Raw genomic sequence first — 17,034 nt, 5'->3', positions numbered from 1 at the left:
GCCTTTCTGCCGGAGGTTCCCCTGCTGCGGGAAGAGCTAGCCGGCCCGGATCAACGTACCGGCGCCTTCCTGCGTGAATATTTCCAGCAACATGGCATGCGAAACCCGCCCGTCAAGCACGACGGCCGCCTCGCACCCGGCCTCGACCGCGTGGACGCAGGTCTCCAGCTTGGGGATCATGCCGCCGGAGATCGTGCCGTCTTCCTGAAGCACCTTGATATCGGCGGGCCGGAGGTCGGTCAGCAGTTCGCCCTGCTTGTCGAGCACGCCGTGCACGTCGGTCAGCAGGAACAGCCGCGCGGCACCGAGGGCAGCGGCGATGGCACCGGCCATGGTGTCTGCATTGATATTGTAGGTCTGGCCGTCTTCGCCCGGCGCGATCGGGGCGATCACCGGGATCATCCCGGCAGCCGAGATCGTCTCGATCACGCCGATGTCGATCCGCGCAGGCTCACCCACGAAGCCGAGATCGACGACGCGTTCGATATTGCTGTCCGGATCCTTGGCAGTGCGCTGGACCTTGGAAGCGGTAACGAGGCCGCCGTCCTTGCCGGAAATGCCCATGGCCTTGCCACCGGCTTCGGCGATCCAGCCGACGATTTCCTTGTTGATGACGCCCGAGAGCACCATTTCGGCAACCTTGGCGGTCTCCTTGTCGGTGACGCGAAGCCCGTCCACGAAGCGCGATTCGACGCCCATGGTCTTGAGCATGGCACCGATCTGCGGGCCGCCGCCGTGGACGACCACGGGGTTGATGCCGACGGCCTTGAGCAGGACCACGTCTTCCGCGAAATCTCGCGCCAGTTCAGGATCGCCCATGGCATGGCCGCCGTATTTCACGACGAACGTGCGACCGGCATAACGCTGCATGTAGGGCAGCGCATCGACGAGCGTCTCGGCCTTCGAGAGCATGGCGGGATCGTGCGGATTCGGCATGGAGGCGCTTTAGACCCCTTGCACAGAATTAAAACCCGTTTCCGGCCCCGAAAGACCGATTATTTCACCGCAATCTTATACACCATCCAGCTTGCGGCCAAGCTTCACGAAGAGCCAGATGAACGGCGGCACCATGATCGTGGACAGCAGCACCTTGGAGATGATCTGCCCTTCCATGATCGACCACAGCGGCAGCACGCCCGCGAACGAGATCGTGATGAAGATCAGCGTATCGACCACTTGCGACAACAGGCTGGCAATCCACGCGCGCAGCATCAGCATGCTGCCCTCGCGCCCGGCGGCAAGGCGCGCGAACACGGTGACGTTGAGGGTCTGCGACACGCCGTAGGAAACCAGCCCCGCAAACTGCATCCGCGCGCCCTGTCCCAGCAGGCGGGCATAGGCGTCCTGATCGCTCCAGAACGGGGCGGGCGGAACCACGTGGATCACCAGGGTCAGCAGGCTCATCGAAACGATCAGCGGGATAAAACCGAAGCGCACCAGTCGGGTGGCGACAACCGTGCCGTGCAGTTCGGCCACCGCGCTGGACAGCACCACCAGCAACAGGAACGCGAAGATCCCCGATTCCACCGCCAGATTGCCGACCACCGGCCAGTGGCCCAGCGAGGCGATCTTGATCCCCAGAACCCCCGCGAGCACGACCAGCCCGCCATAGAGCGGCATGTACACGAACATCGAACGGGGGATCGTCACAGCGCGGGATTGCGCGCTTACTGGGGCTTGCGGTTCCATGACGATGCTCTAACGGGCGCGAAACAATTGCACTAGCCGTCACGAAAGTGCGCCTTTAGGTTTGCGCACAGATTCAGCACATTTTTCGGAGAAATGGGGACGATGCACGTCGCCTACAGCCTGCTTGGCATCGTTCTCATCATGGCCGCCGCCTTTCTTCTTTCCACCAACCGCCAGGCAATCCGCCTGCGCGTAGTGGGTGCGGCGTTCGCCTTGCAGGCGGGGCTCGCCGCGTTCGTGCTCTACATTCCGTTCGGCAAGGACATGCTGGGCGGCGCGGCGTCCGGCGTCCAGAGCCTGCTCGGCTTCGCGCATGCGGGCGTCGATTTCCTGTTCGGCCCGCTCGCCAGCCCGGAGATCGGCGGCCACAGCTTCGCGATCTCGGCACTGCCGGTGATCATCTTCTTCGCCTCGCTGATCTCGATCCTCTACTACCTGAAGATCATGCCGCTGGTGGTCCGCTGGATCGGCGGCGCGCTGGAGAAGGTGACGGGGATCAGCAAGGTGGAAAGCCTTTGCGCCGCCTCCAACATCTTCGTGGGCCAGAGCGAGGCCCCGCTGGTGATCCGCCCCTACCTTGCCTCGCTCAATCCCTCGCAGCTGTTCTGCGTGATGAGCGTGGGTCTTGCCGGTGTGGCGGGCACGATCCTGGCGGCCTATGCCTCGATGGGCATCCGCATCGACTTCCTCGTCGCCGCCGCATTCATGTCGGCGCCGGGGGGCATCTTCATGGCCAAGATGATCATGCCCGATCCGCGCCCGGTCGGGGACGAGGCGGACGTGCATGAAAGCACCCTGCCGCCTGCCGGTGCCGCCGCCGCCGCGCTCAACCGCGCCGATGTGACTCACCTGCCCGGCGTCCACATCGACGAGCCCGAAGCCGTCGAGCATGACGAGGAAAAGCCCGCCAACATCATCATGGCCGCCTCGCAAGGCGCGCAGACCGGCGTGAAGCTGGCTGTCGCCGTGGGCGCCATGGTCCTGGCCTTCGTCGCGCTGATCGCGCTGGCCAACGGCATCGTCGGCTGGGTCGGCGGGTTGTTCGGCTTTGCCGACGTGACGTTCCAGGGCCTGCTCGGCTATGTCTTCGCGCCGATCTTCTACCTGCTCGCCACGCCCGACTGGCATGAAGCGTTGCAGGCGGGCAGCCTGTTCGGCAGCAAGATCGTGCTCAACGAGTTCGTCGCCTTCATCGATCTTGGCCACATGACCGCGCTTTCGGCGCGCACGGTTGCCGTGGTGACGTTCGCGCTCTGCGGCTTTGCGAACTTCTCGTCGATCGCGATCCAGATGGCGGTGACCGGCGGCCTTGCGCCCAACCAGCGGCCGATCATCGCCCGCCTTGGCGTGCGGGCGCTCTGCGCGGGCAGCCTTTCGAACCTGATGAGCGCGGCGCTGGCCGGGCTGTTCCTTGGACTGAACTGATAGGCGCCCAAGTGGCTGAGGCGACCCTCTTCTAACGCACTCCGTCGCCCCCGCGAAGGCGGGGGCCCCGCTGCTTTTTCGCCACGCCGCCGGAACAAGCGGGATCCCCGCCTTCGCGGGGATGACGAGGCTCTGTGGGGAAAATGGTGAGGCTCTGTCGCCCTACTTCCCCCGCCCCGGCTCCACATCCCGCCCGGCCCAGACCGCATAGCGTTCCGCCTCCGGGTTGGCCTCGAAACGGTCGGCAAGGTCATAGATCCGCACCTTGCGCGCCGTCTCCTCATAGCGCGGCCACATGTCGCCCGGATCGCCGTGCCGCACGAAATGCGCCACATGCGAACGCATCCGCCGCCCCAGCTCGGCCCGGCGGCCACTGTCCGGACCGCCCCGAACCAGCGCCATCTTGAGCCCGCGGAAAGGCCAGAACACCGTGAGATCGAGCCCGTGCGTGGGGCCGACCAGCGGATGCGAATAGTCGAACCGGTAGAACCACGTCGGGCTGTGCCGGGCATGCCGCTCTGCGAAGTGGCGGGTGGGCATCATGAACGTCAGGTCAGACCCCAGCGCGATCCGCCCTTTGCGGCTACGCGGATAGGCAGCGAGAATACGCGCAGCCTGTTCGGGCCCGAACTGATCGTGCAACAAGGCTTCAAGATCCGGCCATTTGGTGGGCAGGATGTCCCCCGGCATCACGTCGAACAGCCGCACTTCATCGCGCGTGGCGCCGGCCAGCAGCGGAACCGGCGCGGCCGGGGTCGCAAGCGCGGCTTCGAACGAGGCAGGCAAGACATCCCCGTCGTACCAGGGCGCGGCGGGAATGGCGTTCTTCAACTGCTTGCCGACGGCCGTCTGCCCTTCCATCAGTTCGGCAATATCCATGGTCCTGAGGCGTTGCAGGCTCGACTGGTCCAACCCCAGAACTTCGGCAAAGCGCCGCGCGTCCCGGATCGACCGGTCGCGATCATGGATCAGGCTGACCGCGCCGGACTGCATCACGGCACTGTGAAACAGCCCGCGCGCCAGCGGCGAAAGCAGGAGCAGCGAGACCGACATCGATCCCGCGGACTGGCCACAGATCGTCACTTTGCCCGGATCGCCGCCGAAATCGGCGATATTGTCGCGCACCCATTCCAGCGCCGCGATCTGGTCGCGCAGACCGAGATTGGACGGGATCGCCGGGATTCCCAGCGCATCGCCGAAGTTCACGAAGCCCAGCACGCCGATCCGGTAATTGATGGTGACGACCACGATGTCGCCCTCCCGCGCAAGCCGGGAAGCGTCATAGGAATTGGCCCCGCCCGCAAGGAAAGCGCCGCCGTGGATCCAGACCATGACCGGTTTCGGGCCCCCTACACCGCCTTCTGGTGCCCCGCCCTCGGGACAATAGACATTGAGGTAGAGGCAATCCTCGCCATAGACCTCGCTCTCCAGCACATCGCGGCGGACTTTGCCGCCGAACTGCTGCGGGCATTGCCGCCCGAAGCGATCGGCCGCACGCACGCCCTGCCATGGCGGAACCGGGCCCGGCACCTCGAAGCGTCCCGCCTTCGCATAAGGAATGCCCAGAAAGCGCGTCAGCCCCGGCTGCCCAACGCCGGACACGGCTCCGCTGCGCATCTCGATCACGATCTCGGTCACGGCCTCTCTCCCCCTCGTTTCCGGCCGCGCTTCCGTGCCCTGACGTGGCGGCCGTGCGACGCCTGTGGTAACCCGGACCTGCCGCAAGACCAGCACCGAAATGCCGGTGCCCTTAGTGATCGCTCCGGTGACAGGCCCTATATCCCTTTGAGAAACATCACTTGCGCCGGGTTGGCAATAGAGGCAGCATTCCGCCTTGGGCCATCATGCCCGGACCATACAGGGAGAGCATCATGGACGATCTCGACCGCAGCACCTCGGGTTCCGGTTTCGAATTCAACCACCCGACCATCATCGCCCTGCTCTATCTGGCCTCTTGCGTGACCGGGGTTACCGCCATCGTCGGCATCGTGCTCGCCTATGTCTGGCGGGGCGAGGCGACGGGGGACGGAGACTGGCAGGCTTCGCATTATCAGTACCTCATCAACACGTTCTGGATCGGCCTGATCGGCTCGATCATCGGCGGCCTGCTGCTGATCGTGGTGATCGGCCTGCTGGTGCTGGCGGCCGTGGGCGTGCTGGTGATCGTGCGCTGCGTGATGAGCCTGCTCAACGCGCAGAAGCATCTGCCCATGCCCAATCCCGGCACCTGGACGGTCTGAGCGAAAGCCGCCACCGGGAGCGTTAGCGATGGGCCACGGCGCCGCATCAAGCGAGGTCTTCCTGCACGTTCGCGTGCTGGTGGGCGTCGTCCTCGGTCTGGCGCTTACCCGTCTGCTGTCCGGCATTTCGGGCATCGTCCAGCACCCTCGGCGGCGTCCGCTCTATCCCGCGCACCTGGCATGGGTGGCGGTAATTCTGGTGATGACCGTCCACTTCTGGTGGTGGGAGTTCGCACTGGACCGCATCACCGTCTGGCGCTTCGAACTGTTCACCTTCGTCCTCGGCTACGCCTTCCTGCATTACCTGCTGGCCAGCCTGCTGTTTCCCGAGTGGATGGACGATTACGCCGGCTACGAGGATTACTTCCTGTCCCGGCGCGTCTGGTTCTTCGGCCTGCTGGTGGCCGTCTGCGCGGCCGACTGGATCGACACCTGGATCAAGGGACCGGCCTATCTCAAGGCGTTGGGCCCCGAATACCCGATCCGGCTGACCGTCTGCGCCGCCTTGTTCCTGCTGGCCGCGTGGACGTCCAACCGGCGCTTCCACATCGTGCTGCCGTTGGCGTTCCTGGCTTATCTGTTGAGCTGGATCGGCCGTATTTATGAGATTCTGGGCTGATAAATTCAATCTTATTGCCGCATCAAGCAAGTCGCGGTAACCAATTGGTAATCATAGAGGATCACGCTCGATTCGGAGCAATAAAGTTCGAGTCAGGATCGGAAGACCGGGGGGCGCCGCCTGTGAGAGTGTTGAGATACAGCGCCCATCAGCGCTTCGCCGTACGCCGAAAGGCAACAATCCATCACGAAGGCCGCCGCATCGGCAGCGGCCTGCTTGTCGAACTTTCGCAGGAGGGCTGCCGCATCGGCTGCCTGTCCGATGCGGGCCAGAGCAATGTCCTCGCGCTCGAAATTTCGGATCAGGTGGTCATCAAGATCGACGGCGCACCGCCGATCGAGGGGCGCGTGCGCTGGACCGAGGGCGGCATACTGGGTGTCCGGCTGACACACGCCTTCCACCGCGCCGAGCTGGACAGCCTGATCCGCACTTGCCGGGGCGAATTTGACGAAACCGAAGCGCGCGAATACGGGACCTGACCCAGCCCTCATTGCCGCGTGAATCATGTTTTTTCGCCGCCGTTCCAATGTGATCCCCATAGCCGGGGCCCGCGATCCGCAGCAGGGCTACACGCGCCCGAAAGCGCCTCCAAGGTCGCGCCGTTTGCGTTTGTCACCGATCTGGATCGTCGCCCCGCTCGCCATTGCGGCGGGCGTGTTCTTCTGGCCCGGCGCACCGTCCGTCCGGCTTCCCTTCGCCGCCACCGTGCATGATACCGACGCCGCCCACTTCGCGCATTGCCACGGCCGCGCGCGCCGTACCTGCGTCGTCGATGGCGACACCATCTGGTACGAGGGCAAGAAGATCCGCATCGCGGACATCAACGCGCCCGAGACGAGCACGCCGTCCTGCCCGCAGGAAGCCGCACTCGGCGCGCGGGCCACGGCGCGGATGACCGAGTTGCTCAATCAGGGGCCCTTCTCGCTCGAACCCTGGAACGACGGCCGCGATACCGACCGCTATGGCCGTCAACTGCGCGTCATCACGCGCGGCGGGCACAGTCTTGGTCTGGTGCTGGTGGACGAGGGATTGGCCGAGCGCTGGATAGGCTATCGCCGCAACTGGTGCTGAGGAATCGGAAAAGCAAAACCCCGCATGCCTGAGGGGCGATGCGGGGTTTCAGGACCGGCAACGCCCCTACATGCAGAGCCGACCGCAGCGAGGTCCGGCTGGGTGGCCAAATCCCTCAGCTAAGATGCTTCGAAGCAGACCCCAAAACCCGTCATCCCCGCGAAGGCGGGGATCCCGCTTTTCTTGTGCAGAGCCGAGATCTCCACAAGAAGCGGGGCCCCCGCCTTCGCGGGGGCGACGAAGTCGTGGAACTGATAATTCGTCAACAATATCAGGCCGGTGCCCCGCCAAAAACGGCGCGGTTATTCGGCCCCACGCTCGTCAGGCCGAAACCTTATTCGGCCGCCTGCGTACCGCCGAACATGTCGGGTTCCGAGTGCTCCTCGACCACATCGACATCGTTGGCCTTCACCTTGCGGCGCGAATCGAAGTTCGACCACACGGTGTTCCAGTCGCCGCGGGTGGCGCCCTTCGAGTATTCCGTCGCGCGGGTCTCGAAGAAGTTGGCGTGCTCCACACCGTTGAGCAGCGGCTGGAGCCAGGGCAGCGGGTGCTCGTCGATCAGGTAGATCGGCTTCAGGCCCAGCTGGCCAAGGCGCCAGTCGGCAATGTAGCGGATGTACTTCTTGATGTCCTTCGGCGTCATGCCCGGAACCGGGCCGAGTTCGAAGGCGAGGTCGATGAAGTTGTCTTCCAGACGGATCGTGGTCTGGCACTGGTCGGCAATGTCGTCCTTCACCGCCTTGGTCAGGCAGTTCCGCTCCGCGCAGAAGGCGTGGAACAGCTTGATGATGCCTTCGCAGTGCAGTGATTCGTCACGCACCGACCACGAGACGATCTGGCCCATGCCCTTCATCTTGTTGAAGCGTGGGAAGTTCATCAGCATCGCGAAGCTGGCGAAGAGCTGCACGCCCTCGGTAAAGCCGCCGAACATGGCCAGCGTGCGGGCAATGTCCTCGTCGTTGTCGACGCCGAATTTCTGCAGATAGTCGTGCTTGGCCTTCAGTTCCTCGTACTCAAGGAACATGCCGTATTCGCTCTCGGGCATGCCGATGGTGTCGAGCAGGTGCGAATAGGCGGCGATGTGCACCGTCTCCATGTTGGAGAAGGCGGTGAGCATCATCTTGATCTCGGTGGGCTTGAAGACGCGCGCGTACTTCTCGTGGTAGCAATCCTGCACTTCCACGTCGGCCTGCGTGAAGAAGCGGAAGATCTGGGTGAGCAGGTTGCGCTCATGCTCCGAGATGTTCTGCGCCCAGTCGCGGCAATCCTCGCCCAGCGGCACTTCTTCGGGCAGCCAGTGGATCTGCTGCTGCGTCTTCCAGAAGTCATAGGCCCATGGATATTCGAAGGGCTTGTAGGTCTTGCGGGCTTCGAGAAGGGACATGGGCGGACAACTCCGGTGCGCGATTCACATGGCGGCCCGGAACGATTCGCCAAGCGCCGATGGCGGCGCGGCGCGGGTTCCGGGACGAAAACACTTCGCTTGCAGCACGATGGCCGAAGCAAGATCGCCAGATAACCAAAAAACACCTGACCTGTGGAGGCGCTCCGGCGAGTTACCAACAGCCGTGTGCGCACATATTGCGCCTCCGCCAATATGGGGACGCTAGCACTGGTAGACCAGAGGTGATTGCGCGACTCGCCGGATCGCGCGAGATTGCGGGCCTTGCAAGCCGGTATGACGGCCTTTGGAGGAAAGATGATGAGCGATGACGGACAAACCTCCTGGCCCACCGAATCCGGTTTCGTGCGCAAGGGCATGACCGTGATCGATGCCGAAGGCGCCGTGCTCGGCGTGGTCGATCGGGTGGACGGTCAGGAAGTCCTGCTGGCCGAAGCCGGGCACCCCTTCATCACGGTGAGCGAGATCGACGGCATCGATGGCGAGCGGATCTTGCTCGCGCCGCGCGGGGACGCCACTTTCGGGCTGGGCGCGGAACCCTGAGATGAAAAGAGCGCCGGAATCGCTTCCGGCGCTCCTTCAAGCAGACCTGTGACCGATCACTTCCAGAACCAGCGCGGCGCCAGTTCCCGCCGGTTCCGGAAGCGCCACATCTGCACGTAGAGCCAGATCCCCGAGAACGAGAAGAACATCAGCGCCAGCCCCGAAAGCACCGAGATCAGCGTGCCGATCGGGCCGAACGTCTCGCCCGAATGCAGGTGGTGGAACAGCCCCACCATCGAGCGCAGGCCGCCTTCCGGACGCGGCGGCATGCAGCGCCAGCCTTCAGGGCAGACGAAGCCCGGCGGCGGCGTGGCGGCCGCTTTCGCCTCGGCCGCCGTCTGTCCGGTGGGCCAGAGCGCCGCGACCTGACTCAGCACGCCGGTGACCGCGATCCAGAGAATGAAGATGCCGAAAAAGATCGAAAGCCAGCGATGCCATTTGCGCATGGTCGAATATGTCCCCGTCTCTGTGGATTGGTCGCACCGGAAAGAAGCGCGGATAAAAAGCGCGGGCGCCGCGCCTTCTCAAGCCGCAAATTGTCGCAGGGCCGACTGTTTGGAAATTCGCTGAAGGCGAATTTCGCGGCACCGCCGCTTGGACTCCACGAACCGTGGCCCCGCTCGGACCAGTGACGGAACGAAGGCCCAAGCCCACCCGTTCTTCCTGCATCACACGCAAAAATTCGGGAGAACGTCTCATGTTCGAGAAGCTTCGCATTCGTGAGCATATGGAAGTCGCCGATGCCGGCGGCCAACATGTCGGCACTATCGACGAGGTGAAGGATGACCAGATCAAGCTGACCCGGTCCGATAGTTCCGACGGCGCCCACCATTTCATCGCCTTCGACAATGTCGATCGGATCGAGGACAATCGCGTCTATCTGAAGGAAGGCACCCCCATCCCCATGGGCACTGGCACCCGCTGAATCCCCTGGGTGTCTGATGCCCGAGGGCCCCGGTTTTCCATGCGAAACATTCGCGCGGAGGGTCGGGGCCTTTCGCGTGGGCGATGAAGGACCTCAAGATATGATACACTCAGTATAGCAACTCTTCCCAAGGCGGCGCGCGGCTGATAGCCCTTGTCCCGAAAAGACAAAGACAATCCGGGGAAGAAGCCTTGAACGCACGTCCCGTTACCGCCGCGCTGCGCCTTGCCCTTGCGGTGCTGACGCCTCTGGCGCTGTCAGCCTGCCACAAACCCGCGCAGACCATCGAACAAGGGATGATCGCCGATCCCGACGAATGGCCGAGCTGGGGCCGCACGCCGGGCGAAACGCACTATTCCCCGCTGGACGAGATCAACACCGACACGGTCGGCAATCTCAAGCTGGCGTGGCATGCCGATCTGGAGCCGGGCTACACCGCCAGCACCCCGCTGATGGCCGAGGGCAAGGTCTTCCTCACCAGCGGGCATTCGCATATCCGCGCGCTCGACGCGGTGACCGGCAAGCAGCTGTGGGAATACGACGGCGGCACGCGTGAGCGCGCGAAGTCGGCCTTGCAGATGAACTGGGGCAACAAGGGCATCGCCTATGACGCGGGCCATGTCTTCCTGGTCACCACCGACGGCTATGTGATCTCGCTCGACGCCAAGACCGGCAAGGAAGCCTGGAAGACCTACGACTATCCCGATCAGGCCCCGCGCAACTCCAACGGCGCGCCGCGCGTGTTCGGGGGCAAGGTCATCGTCGGTTTCGGCGGCGCGGACATCAGCCCCGCGCGCGGCTTCGTCTCGGCCTATGACGAGAAGAGCGGCAAGCTTGCCTGGCGGTTCTACACCACCCCCGGAGACGAGGTTTCGCCGGTCAATCAGAAGGCCGAGGCGGTCATGCGCAAGACATGGCCGAGCGGTTGGAAGAACCCCGACGGCACCCGGCGCGGCGGCGGCGGCACCGCGTGGAACGCCTTCAGCTACGACCACGAGCTAAACATGATCTACCTCGGCATCGGCAACGGCTTCCCCTACAACCAGAACTTGCGCAGCCCCGGTGGCGGCGACAACCTGTTCCTTGCCTCGATCGTCGCGGTCGATGCGAATACCGGCGAATACAAGTGGCACTATCAGGTCTGTCCCGCCGAGCAGTGGGACTGCACCGCCACCACCGACATGTCGCTGGCCACGCTGAAGATCGACGGCAAGGACCGCAAGGTGCTGATGCAGGCACCGAAGAACGGCTTCTTCTACGTGATCGACCGCAAGACCGGCGAATTCATCTCCGCCGAGAAGATCGCCAAGGTCAGCTGGGCGGACCATATCGACAAGAAGACCGGCCGCCCGGTCGAAAACCCCGGTATCCGCTATGCGGGCAAGCCCGGCATGTTCGAGATGTGGCCCGGGCCGACCGGTGCGCATTCATGGATGCCGCAGGCTTACAGCCCGCAGACCGGGCTGGTCTATATCCCGGTGCTGGAGATGGGCGCGCTGATCGGTGACGGTCAGAACGGCGGCGGCGAAATCAGCAAGGGCATGGGCGTCACGCTGATCCCCGAAGTCGAACTGCCCGGCGGCCACAAGAGCTTCCTGCGCGCCTGGAACCCGGTAACGCAGACGCTGGCCTGGGAAGTCGAACTGCCCGGCACATGGCCCGGCGGCGTGATGGCCAGCGGCGGCGGGCTGGTGTTCGAAGGGCAAGTGGACGGCAAGTTCGTCGCCCGCGATGCCAAGACCGGCAAGGAACTCTGGTCGTTCAAGACCGAGAGCCCGATCGTCGGCGCGCCGATCACCTATCGCATGAACGGCAAGCAGTACGTCACCGTCATCACCGGCGCGGGCGGTCAGGGTGCGGGCATGCAGTCGCTGGGCAACGCGGCCTATCGCACCGACTATCGCTTGCCGCGCCGGGTGCTGACGTTCGCGCTCAATGGCACGGACACGATCCCGCCCTACACCTATGTCGAACCGACCCCGCCGCAGGATCCCACTTTCAAGCCTGACCTCGCCAAGGCGCAGGCAGGGGCGATGCTGTTCGGGACCCGGGCCTGCATCGTTTGCCACGGCTGGAATGCCGTCGGCGGCGGCGCGGCGCCCGACCTGCGTTACTCGCCGATCATCACCGACGCCGCGACGTTCCGGCAGGTCGTGAAGGAAGGCGGATTGAAGATGAACGGCATGCCGCCCTTCGCGGATATCTCGGACAGCGATCTGGAGACGATCCGCTTCTACCTGCGGGCCCGCGCCCAAGCGGCTCCGGCCGAGAAGCAGGCCCTGCTGGACAAGGCCAAGGCGGCCGCCGCCAGCACGGCGAAACCGCAGGACTTCGTGGGCAAGTGGAACATCGTGATCCAGACCCCGGTCGGCCCGCAAAAGGCGGTGATGGACCTGATGGTGAACGGCAACGTGGTGACCGGCAAAGTCAGCGCCGAGCAGGGCACCGTCAACGTCGCCGGCGGCATCAAGGACGGCCGTGCCAAGTTCGAGGGCAAGGCCTCGATGCCGATGCCGATCACCGTCAGTTACGACGTGACGGTAAAGGACGGCCGGATGACCGGGGACAATGCCAACGGCCCCTTCGGCACATTCCCGCTGACCGGCGCACGCCCCTGACAGCCGAATGAAAAGGGCGCCGGCAGCACATGCTGTCGGCGCCTTTTTGCTGTCCGCCCGCCGCTTCAGCCAAATACTCCGGCGCGATCCGGCACCGCAGCGATCACCTGAAACCCCTCCCCCTCCCAAGACCCCCGTCGCCCCCGCGAAGGCGGGGGCCCCGCTATTCTGGATTCACGCGGAGATGACGGCGCAACACGATCCCTCTGCGTCTCCGCGTCTCTGCGTGCTAAAAGGGGCACAAGCGGCAGGACCGGTGGGCTCCAGCGCATCCGGAACCGCGCCGCATGGGAACGGATGCGGATAAAGGACAGCCGGCATGCATGAGCAGTTGGCGGACGCAGAGCGAATCGAACGCTCCTTTACCGGTATGCTCGGCCGCAGCACCAAAGCTTATCGCCTCAACCGCGCGCTCCACGCGTTGGTGGCCCCCGCCGCCCGAGCCGCCTTCCAGACCTACGAGCAGGCCGCCCTCACCACCTCCAAACTTACCAAGGAAGAACAGGATCTTGCCCGCCGCCGCGATCGGCGGGGGCCGATTCACCACGGCGCAATCTTGCTCGCACCGGAGGAACTGGTCGCAGTTTCGAGGCTATCCAATCTGCGCATTTGTGCCTCAATGCGTAGAGAGACGCTTGAGGACTCCATGAAGACCCGCGACCAGCAGCGCACATATTCGGTGGCGGCACCGGCCCGTGACGGCTGAACCGCCCTGAGACAACAAATACGACCGCGCCTGAAGAGCAAGACAAGCGGCAGCGGAACTACAGGAGAAGTGCATGGAAGACCCCCGCGCCATAATTGCGCGCGAACCGATGCATTACCGGCAAGTCATTGCCGTCGGCATCGCAACCGCGCTCAACGCCCTCGACGGCTTCGATGTTCTGTCGATCAGCTTTGCCGCGCCCGGCATTTCCAAGGATTGGGGTATCGATCGTGCCGCACTGGGCCTGGTGCTGTCGATGGAACTGTTCGGCATGGGCATCGGCGCATTCGTGTTGGGCAGCCTTGCCGACCGCGTCGGCCGCCGCCCCATGCTGCTCGCCTGCCTCGTCATCATGAGCATCGGCATGTTCATGGCATCCACCGCCAATAGCGTGCCCGTCCTTTCGGTCTATCGCCTGTTCACCGGCCTTGGCATCGGCGGCATGCTCGCTGCGACCAATGCGGTCGTCGCCGAATGCTCCAACGCACGCCGCCGCAACCTCACCGTCGCGATCATGGCGGGCGGCTATCCGATGGGCGCCATTGTCGGCGGCTCGGTCGCCGCCGGGCTACTCGCCGCGACCGGCCGCTGGCAATCGGTCTTCGAATTCGGCGCGATCGTGACCGCCTGCTTCATCCCGCTGGTCCTCTGGCTGGTGCCCGAGACGATGGCCTTCCTGCTGCTCAAGCGCCCCGCCGGCGCGCTCAAGAAGATCAACCGCACGCTGGTCCTTCAGAACCGCCAGCCGCTGGACACGTTGCCGCCCGCCGATCCTGTCAAGGAACGCACCAGCGTTGCCGCGCTCTTCGCGCCGGGCCTTGCCAGCGTGACGATCATGCTGACCGCCGTCTGCTTCTTCCACATGATGACCTTCTACTTCCTGGTGAAGTGGATTCCGAAGATCGTCGTCGACCTCGGCTTCGCGCCGGCATCGGCAGGCGGCGTGCTGGTCTGGGCCAATGTGGGCGGCGCCATCGGCTCGGTCACGGTCAGCCTGCTCAGCCAGAAGATCGGCATTCGCCCGCTGGTGGTCTGCTCCATGGTCCTCGGCGCGATTGCCGTCGCCATGTTTGGACAGGGCTTCACGACGCTTGGCGGCCTTTCGCTGATAGCCTGCATCGCCTGCTTCTTCACCAATGCGGCCATCGCGGGTTTCTATGCCGTGATCGCCCAGAGCTACCCTGCCGCCTTGCGCGGCGGCGGTACCGGACTGGTGATCGGCGTCGGCCGTGCGGGCGCGGCGTTCGGCCCGATTGCGGCAGGCCTGCTGTTCAATGCAGGCTGGGGCCTCGCGCCCGTCGCCATGACGCTGGCCTGCGGTACGCTGGTTGCCGGTGTCATTCTTTCGATGGTCCGTTACCGCGAGAATGCAGTCGCCTGACGGCCCGAAACCAAAAGAATGGGAACGGTCGGCCCCCTGCCGGCCGTCACCCATCTAAATTAGAAGCATGCTCCAGAGAGGATTTTTCACCATGCGCCCCCGCGCCCTGACCCTGCTTGCCTGCGGCACTGCCGCTGCGGCGACTTTCGCTTTCGATCCCGCGCTGGCCCAGTCGGTTCCGCCCGACACTGCCAAGACCGGAGAGAGCGGCACCCTTTCGACCCAGGCCCCTCCGGGCATCCGCCCCGCCAAGTCGCAGTCGCGCCCGGCCGAGGCCGTCCCCGGTGGCCGTCCCGGCCCCGCAGGCCTGCCGCAGAACATCCGCTGGACCGAGGACTGGTCCAAGCGGCCCGACGCCAACGCGCCGCTGCTGGAAAAGATCAAGCACATCCCGATCGCCAATGACGACGTCTACCTGACGCTCGGCGGCGAAGCCCGGGTCTATTATACCGACTGGAATCACTCGTCGCTCGGCCTCAAGCCGAACGACAACAATGATCCCGTCCAGTCGCGCCTGCGCCTGCTGGCGGACCTGCATGTCGGCCCGAACCTGCGCGCCTACCTCGAACTGGGCGACAACCGCGAGTTCGGCGAGCAGTTCCCCACCGTGCCCAACCGCGACAAGGTGGATATCTACCAGGCCTTCGTCGACGTGACGGTGCCGCTGGGCAAGGCCGGCAAGATCACCTTCCGCCCCGGCCGCTTCGAAATGCCGCTGGGCAATGGCAAGCTGGTGGGCGTGCGCGAAGGCCTGAACATGCGCTTCACCTATCAGGGCATACGCGCCACCTACATCCTGCCGGGCAAGGTCTCGGTCGACATGTTCGCGGTGAAGCCGATCCAGATCGATCCGGGCACCTTCGACGACGGCCCGAACCACGCGATCGACTTCCACGGCGTCTACATCAGCGCCCCGAACCGCATCGCCGGCTTCGGCACCGATATCTACTGGTACGAGATGGACCGCGAGCGGGCGACGCTGGCCGCAGGCGTCGGCCGTGACGACCGCAACAACTGGGGCGGCCGCCTGTGGAAGCGCGGTCCGCACTGGGACCTCGATCTTGAGAGCACCTACCAGAGCGGCACTTTCATCGGCAAGGACATCAAGGCCTTCGGCACGATGTTCGAAGGCGGCTACACCTTCGGCGAGACGGCGATGAAGCCGCGCGTCGGCCTGCGCGCCAACTACTTCAGCGGCGACAAGGACCTGACCGACAACAAGGTGGGCACGTTCGTCCCCGCCGCCGCTCGCCTGCCGCTGATCAGCGAGGCTGCGTTCTTCACCTTCTCCAACCTGATGGACCTCTACCCCTCGGTCACCATCAAGCCGACTCCGGCGATCACCGTGATGGCGGGCCCGGACTTCCTGTGGCGCGCGCGTGAGGGAGACGGCATTTACATCGGCCCCTCGGGCGCCAGCTTCGCGCCTTACGCGGGCAGCCGCACGATCGGTACCGACCTCAACCTCGAAGCCTCGTGGCAGGTCACCGACCGGATGGCCTTCCGCCTTTGGGAAACCTACTTCGCCGCCAGCAACTCGTTCCAGCAAAACGGCGGCAAGAACGGCAACTACTTCGGGCTGATGGCGAACTACAAGTTCTGAGCCGGACGCCGGATTTCGAGGAAAGGCAGGGGAGCACGCGCTTCCCTGCCTTTTTTGATTCCAATGACTGCCGAGCGCGACTTCGTGCCAAAACCCGCCGGTTCGGACACGCCAACCAAGCTGCCACTCCATGAAAAATCATTCATGCTAATACTGGCCATTTCCAAACGGCTTTTGGGAAAGCATTGTTGCGCCTTATCACTGACAGGCAGTGCTGCGAGCGAGGGCGGCGATGACACACATGATTGAAGTCCGCTCGATCCAAAAATGGTTGGGCTGCCTATACCTATTGGCTAGTTGCATTGCCATTTTGCGATCTGAAATTTTTGTTGTCACGGCATCGTCGCTATCTATAATATTGCTATCATATTCAACAGCCACAACCGTTCCTAATTTTCAAGTTCGGCACGACCAAATTCTCAAAGTATGCGGCGTCGGCATGGTAGTTCTTTTTATCGGCACTATTGTTGATCTATTCGGTGACCCTCATGCTTTAGGATGGGCCGCGATCGTAATGGCTTATTGCGCAGGGAATAGATTGCGAGCCGCTGGTGTTGGTCTTGCTGGCTAACGGCAGCTATGCGTTCCTGCTGCCAAATCGGCTCTTCGCCTTCTAGCACTGTTGCCGTTGGCCCTATCGGCTGACTCCCCCAACACATCAGCCATTCGGCGCATGCCGCCATGCCACAAAAGCGGGCGCCGTCTCCTTCCGCTCGTTTCAACCGTCGGTTCGATCCCGCTCAGGCTGAGCTTGTCGAAGCCCCCGGCGGGCGTGGCGCTGGCCCCACATCCTTCGACAGGCTCAGGAT

The 17,034-nt window shown here is 64.1% G+C and carries 16 protein-coding genes; 11 read left to right on the top strand and 5 right to left on the bottom strand.

What is annotated here, in order from left to right:
• Window positions 1-36: 36 nt before the first annotated feature.
• Window positions 37-936 carry an acetylglutamate kinase gene (gene argB, locus EDF56_RS18450; protein ID WP_132390144.1) on the bottom strand — a complete coding sequence of 300 codons (900 nt, stop codon included), beginning with the start codon at window positions 934-936 and terminating at the stop codon, window positions 37-39.
• A gap of 75 nt (window positions 937-1,011) precedes the next feature.
• Window positions 1,012-1,689 (bottom strand): queuosine precursor transporter, encoded by a 678-nt coding sequence (locus EDF56_RS18445; RefSeq protein ID WP_132390141.1) that lies wholly within the window; start codon window positions 1,687-1,689, stop codon window positions 1,012-1,014.
• 102 nt (window positions 1,690-1,791) lie between these two features.
• Between EDF56_RS18445 and EDF56_RS18440 the strand changes: the two genes are divergently transcribed.
• Window positions 1,792-3,114: a NupC/NupG family nucleoside CNT transporter gene (locus tag EDF56_RS18440; RefSeq protein ID WP_132390138.1), complete on the top strand. Its 1,323-nt coding sequence runs from the start codon at window positions 1,792-1,794 to the stop codon at window positions 3,112-3,114.
• A 162-nt stretch (window positions 3,115-3,276) separates the two neighbouring features.
• Here the strand turns inward: EDF56_RS18440 and EDF56_RS18435 are convergent, their stop codons facing one another.
• Window positions 3,277-4,752, bottom strand: coding sequence for a carboxylesterase family protein (locus tag EDF56_RS18435; protein WP_243652683.1), 1,476 nt, complete (start codon window positions 4,750-4,752; stop codon window positions 3,277-3,279).
• 233 nt (window positions 4,753-4,985) lie between these two features.
• Between EDF56_RS18435 and EDF56_RS18430 the strand changes: the two genes are divergently transcribed.
• The 4 genes from EDF56_RS18430 (at window position 4,986) to EDF56_RS18415 (ending at window position 7,044) form a co-directional block, all read left to right on the top strand.
• A complete protein-coding gene (locus EDF56_RS18430) occupies window positions 4,986-5,354 on the top strand; it encodes a hypothetical protein (RefSeq protein ID WP_132390135.1) in 369 nt (122 codons plus the stop codon).
• Window positions 5,355-5,382: 28 nt separating this feature from the next.
• On the top strand, window positions 5,383-5,973 hold the full coding sequence (locus EDF56_RS18425) for a hypothetical protein (RefSeq protein ID WP_132390133.1): 591 nt from the start codon (window positions 5,383-5,385) through the stop codon (window positions 5,971-5,973).
• Between the two features lie 122 nt (window positions 5,974-6,095).
• Entirely contained in the window at window positions 6,096-6,452 is a 357-nt protein-coding gene (locus EDF56_RS18420; protein ID WP_165912246.1) for a PilZ domain-containing protein, read from the top strand.
• A gap of 25 nt (window positions 6,453-6,477) precedes the next feature.
• A complete protein-coding gene (locus tag EDF56_RS18415) occupies window positions 6,478-7,044 on the top strand; it encodes a thermonuclease family protein (protein ID WP_132390129.1) in 567 nt (188 codons plus the stop codon).
• Window positions 7,045-7,378: 334 nt separating this feature from the next.
• On the opposite strand, the gene EDF56_RS18405 is transcribed toward EDF56_RS18415, so the two are convergent.
• The gene (locus tag EDF56_RS18405; RefSeq protein WP_132390125.1) at window positions 7,379-8,431 is read right to left on the bottom strand and encodes a ribonucleotide-diphosphate reductase subunit beta; all 1,053 of its coding nucleotides are present in this window, start codon (window positions 8,429-8,431) and stop codon (window positions 7,379-7,381) included.
• A gap of 318 nt (window positions 8,432-8,749) precedes the next feature.
• On the opposite strand from EDF56_RS18405, the gene EDF56_RS18400 reads away from it, so the two are divergent.
• On the top strand, window positions 8,750-8,992 hold the full coding sequence (locus EDF56_RS18400; RefSeq protein ID WP_243652682.1) for a DUF2171 domain-containing protein: 243 nt from the start codon (window positions 8,750-8,752) through the stop codon (window positions 8,990-8,992).
• Between the two features lie 56 nt (window positions 8,993-9,048).
• Here EDF56_RS18400 and EDF56_RS18395 read toward each other — a convergent pair whose 3' ends face one another.
• Window positions 9,049-9,438 (bottom strand): PepSY domain-containing protein, encoded by a 390-nt coding sequence (locus tag EDF56_RS18395; protein WP_132390121.1) that lies wholly within the window; start codon window positions 9,436-9,438, stop codon window positions 9,049-9,051.
• Between the two features lie 251 nt (window positions 9,439-9,689).
• On the opposite strand from EDF56_RS18395, the gene EDF56_RS18390 reads away from it, so the two are divergent.
• The 5 genes from EDF56_RS18390 to EDF56_RS18370 all read left to right on the top strand — a co-directional run bounded on the left by EDF56_RS18390 (window position 9,690) and on the right by EDF56_RS18370 (window position 16,225).
• Window positions 9,690-9,917, top strand: a complete 228-nt coding sequence (locus tag EDF56_RS18390; RefSeq protein ID WP_132390119.1) for a DUF2171 domain-containing protein — start codon at window positions 9,690-9,692, stop codon at window positions 9,915-9,917.
• A 191-nt stretch (window positions 9,918-10,108) separates the two neighbouring features.
• A complete protein-coding gene (locus tag EDF56_RS18385; protein WP_243652681.1) occupies window positions 10,109-12,535 on the top strand; it encodes a PQQ-dependent dehydrogenase, methanol/ethanol family in 2,427 nt (808 codons plus the stop codon).
• Window positions 12,536-12,854: 319 nt separating this feature from the next.
• On the top strand, window positions 12,855-13,241 hold the full coding sequence (locus EDF56_RS18380) for a hypothetical protein (RefSeq protein WP_132390117.1): 387 nt from the start codon (window positions 12,855-12,857) through the stop codon (window positions 13,239-13,241).
• Between the two features lie 73 nt (window positions 13,242-13,314).
• Entirely contained in the window at window positions 13,315-14,622 is a 1,308-nt protein-coding gene (locus tag EDF56_RS18375; protein ID WP_132390115.1) for an MFS transporter, read from the top strand.
• A 91-nt stretch (window positions 14,623-14,713) separates the two neighbouring features.
• Entirely contained in the window at window positions 14,714-16,225 is a 1,512-nt protein-coding gene (locus EDF56_RS18370) for an alginate export family protein (RefSeq protein WP_132390113.1), read from the top strand.
• Window positions 16,226-17,034 lie beyond the last annotated feature (809 nt).

Source organism: Novosphingobium sp. PhB165 (assembly GCF_004341845.1).
Taxonomy (GTDB): Bacteria; Pseudomonadota; Alphaproteobacteria; order Sphingomonadales; family Sphingomonadaceae; genus Novosphingobium.
Note: the sequence above shows the minus strand (reverse complement) of the source record. Positions and strands in the feature narration are given on the sequence as shown.

Coding starts and splice junctions, on each gene's coding strand:
- EDF56_RS18405 (WP_132390125.1), bottom strand. CDS start 8,431: ATGTCCCTTCTCGAAGCCCGCAAGACCTACAAGCCCTTCGAATATCCA.
- EDF56_RS18425 (WP_132390133.1), top strand. CDS start 5,383: ATGGGCCACGGCGCCGCATCAAGCGAGGTCTTCCTGCACGTTCGCGTG.
- EDF56_RS18380 (WP_132390117.1), top strand. CDS start 12,855: ATGCATGAGCAGTTGGCGGACGCAGAGCGAATCGAACGCTCCTTTACC.
- EDF56_RS18375 (WP_132390115.1), top strand. CDS start 13,315: ATGGAAGACCCCCGCGCCATAATTGCGCGCGAACCGATGCATTACCGG.
- EDF56_RS18445 (WP_132390141.1), bottom strand. CDS start 1,689: ATGGAACCGCAAGCCCCAGTAAGCGCGCAATCCCGCGCTGTGACGATC.
- argB (WP_132390144.1), bottom strand. CDS start 936: ATGCCGAATCCGCACGATCCCGCCATGCTCTCGAAGGCCGAGACGCTC.
- EDF56_RS18390 (WP_132390119.1), top strand. CDS start 9,690: ATGTTCGAGAAGCTTCGCATTCGTGAGCATATGGAAGTCGCCGATGCC.
- EDF56_RS18400 (WP_243652682.1), top strand. CDS start 8,750: ATGAGCGATGACGGACAAACCTCCTGGCCCACCGAATCCGGTTTCGTG.
- EDF56_RS18370 (WP_132390113.1), top strand. CDS start 14,714: ATGCGCCCCCGCGCCCTGACCCTGCTTGCCTGCGGCACTGCCGCTGCG.
- EDF56_RS18430 (WP_132390135.1), top strand. CDS start 4,986: ATGGACGATCTCGACCGCAGCACCTCGGGTTCCGGTTTCGAATTCAAC.
- EDF56_RS18415 (WP_132390129.1), top strand. CDS start 6,478: ATGTTTTTTCGCCGCCGTTCCAATGTGATCCCCATAGCCGGGGCCCGC.
- EDF56_RS18395 (WP_132390121.1), bottom strand. CDS start 9,438: ATGCGCAAATGGCATCGCTGGCTTTCGATCTTTTTCGGCATCTTCATT.
- EDF56_RS18440 (WP_132390138.1), top strand. CDS start 1,792: ATGCACGTCGCCTACAGCCTGCTTGGCATCGTTCTCATCATGGCCGCC.